We start from the raw sequence: 1,914 nt of genomic DNA, 5'->3' as shown, positions 1-1,914 counted from the left end.
CCAGCTTTGGCCCGGACACTGCCTATGGGTGAGTACACACCAGGCAGTCTTTGATTTGGGCCTGATCTGCGGAGTTGGAATATGCAATTTGTCTCTGGCAAAGCCTCAGAGAAGCGCGGTTACTTGCACAGCTTCTTTCGCGCCCTGCTGTGGCGCCGGCGTAAGGTGGAGGCAATTGCTGAAGCTGCACCCAAAGAGTGCGATCCGGCAGGAACGGCGCATGTGGTCTTGCAAGGTCGTGACCGGCCTGAACGGTCTTCTGATGCACTGCATGAAGATCTGTCAGAAGAGCTGGAGATCCGGGGCTTTCTGGATCAGTTTCCAGGCCACCGCTTGATTGTCAAGCCCGGGGATCAGCCGCACAAGGAGATATTCTGATGGTTTATCCGCTGGCGGAACAACGTATGGCAGCAGAGCTGATCAATCCACGCCAGGAAGAAGCTGTGGTGATGGATATGGAGCTCTTTGCGCAAGCCGTAGTGGACGCCCATCAAAGCCTTGGAACAACAACCGGCGGTGCCCTGGACTTGGCGAGCCTGCCAGTGCTGCTACGCGATATGAAGGGTGGTCAAACACTCCTAAAAGAAATCGGCCTGCAGGGGCGCTATTACACAAAGGTAGTGAACGGCAAGACCTATGTGGTGTTTAAGGGATACTCCGCCTTGCGTGAGACCTTGAAGGGTACACGGTATCTGTCCACGTCCCCCAAAGTCGTTGCCTTTGGCATTGGTCCGGAGGCACTAAAATCAGCAGGCAGGTCAAACGCAGTCATCATGATCACCTGCTATGTAGTGCTCGATGTGATGCAGTTCATCATGAGTGATGAGCAACTCTATCACGAGCTGTTTGCAAACATCATTACAGATGTTGCTATTGGTACGGTGGCACTGGCTGCCGGAACGTTGGCAGCTGGTTGGTTGGCTGGACTGACTGTGATTGCGCTTCCCGCCCTTGCAGTTGCTGGAGGAGCGATCGTTGTTGGAATGATCGCTGGTATTGCTTTAGCCGAACTCGATAAGGCATTTGGTATTCGGGAAAAACTTGGCCAAGCTCTGCACTGGACGGGTAAGGCAATTGCCCATGGAATTCAGGAGACAGGGCAGATCATTCGTGAAGCACAAGTTTCCATGCGCCAGAAGGTGGAAGAGTTTGAACGCCGCAGCAATAGTTTTTTGTACCGTCTAGAGCGTGAGATCATTTGGCACTTTGGCGGTTCGGATCTGTATAACCAGATCTACCGGAGGTAGCGATGTTTGACTGGTGTTTTGACCGCATTGAGAAATCCGCAAATTGGCTTGCTGCTGATCTCAAACGGACACATGTCGCAATGCTGTTTTTGGATTGTCTAGTTATCTTTCTGTGCTGGGTCATCCTCTCTGACATCTTTCTTTTATTCGGACAGACACAGGACCTTCTGATTGTCCCACGCGGAAAGACCCAATGGGTTCTTGGAGGGCTTTGTCTTCCTGTTCTCCACTACGCTCTTACCCCTTGGGGCCAAAGATGGGTCAAGAGCTCGGTTAAAAGCTTTTCGGTCGTGTTCTTAACCGTTGCTGTTGGCGGGGCGTTTCTTGGGGTTGTGCTCACCGACTACGCCCGTACTCAGGCTATCGCAGCTGGATACCGCTCCTGTGACCAAACTTTCCTGAATGACTTTCAGCGCGATGACGAAACACTGGTTGCTCCCAGTGTGTTGTGTCCGCCGTCTTCCTCTGCTGGCAAACCGTATCCACCGCCGGAGGTGATGCACCAGCTAAGTTCGCCAGATCACTCCTAATTCTTATAGATCCTTTGTTTTTTCTTTTGCCAGTGAGTTTGTTATGAATGCTATTGTCCAAATCCCGCAGCTCTTCCAGGAACAAGATCTGGCCTTCACCTTTGCAGCTCCTGCGCAGCCCAATGCGGAGTTGCTGG

At 52.4% G+C, this 1,914-nt stretch carries 3 protein-coding genes; all 3 read left to right on the top strand.

Annotated elements, in window-relative coordinates:
• The first annotated feature begins 81 nt into the window (after positions 1–81).
• From PsAD37_RS18875 to PsAD37_RS18865, 3 genes are read left to right on the top strand one after another with little or no spacing between them, the layout of a single operon-like run.
• Complete coding sequence (locus tag PsAD37_RS18875; RefSeq protein ID WP_063297456.1) at positions 82–378, top strand: hypothetical protein; 297 nt, start codon at positions 82–84, stop codon at positions 376–378.
• Complete coding sequence (locus PsAD37_RS18870; RefSeq protein ID WP_057462352.1) at positions 378–1,247, top strand: hypothetical protein; 870 nt, start codon at positions 378–380, stop codon at positions 1,245–1,247. The genes PsAD37_RS18875 and PsAD37_RS18870 overlap by 1 nt, the downstream gene beginning before the upstream one ends.
• 2 nt (positions 1,248–1,249) lie before the next feature.
• On the top strand, positions 1,250–1,777 hold the full coding sequence (locus PsAD37_RS18865) for a hypothetical protein (RefSeq protein ID WP_057462353.1): 528 nt from the start codon (positions 1,250–1,252) through the stop codon (positions 1,775–1,777).
• The last annotated feature ends 137 nt before the right edge of the window (positions 1,778–1,914 follow it).

The organism is Pseudovibrio sp. Ad37 (genome assembly GCF_001623075.1).
GTDB lineage: Bacteria > Pseudomonadota > Alphaproteobacteria > Rhizobiales > Stappiaceae > Pseudovibrio.
Note: the sequence above shows the minus strand (reverse complement) of the source record. Positions and strands in the feature narration are given on the sequence as shown.